The organism is Colwellia sp. MB02u-9, assembly GCF_014077085.1.
GTDB lineage: Bacteria > Pseudomonadota > Gammaproteobacteria > Enterobacterales > Alteromonadaceae > Cognaticolwellia.
This window is the reverse complement of the sequence record NZ_JACGVF010000028.1, coordinates 1-295: the sequence shown is the minus strand read 5'-3', so window position 1 is coordinate 295 and position 295 is coordinate 1. Positions and strand designations below refer to the sequence as shown.

Below are 295 nucleotides of genomic sequence, written 5' to 3'. Positions count from 1 at the left end.
CAATGTGGCGGACGCGGCAGGAGTCGAACCTGCGACCGCCTGGTTCGTAGCCAGGTACTCTATCCAGCTGAGCTACGCGTCCGCAATAAACTGTTTTTTTATATCTCATGCTTAGGAGATGACAAGCTTGTACAATATTCATTTTTTAACTAGCGTCAATATTTGCTAGCCTTTATTATTTAGCCACTTAAAGAAAAGTGGCGGACGCGGCAGGAGTCGAACCTGCGACCGCCTGGTTCGTAGCCAGGTACTCTATCCAGCTGAGCTACGCGTCCTCAATAAACTGTTTTTTTAT

The 295-nt window shown here is 47.1% G+C and carries 2 tRNA genes; both read right to left on the bottom strand.

Annotation, left to right across the window (positions count from 1 at the left end):
* Positions 1 to 5 precede the first annotated feature (5 nt).
* A tRNA-Arg gene (locus tag H4J65_RS00105) sits at positions 6 to 82 on the bottom strand.
* Positions 83 to 198: 116 nt separating this feature from the next.
* Positions 199 to 275 (bottom strand) — tRNA-Arg (locus H4J65_RS00100).
* Between the last annotated feature and the right edge of the window lie 20 nt (positions 276 to 295).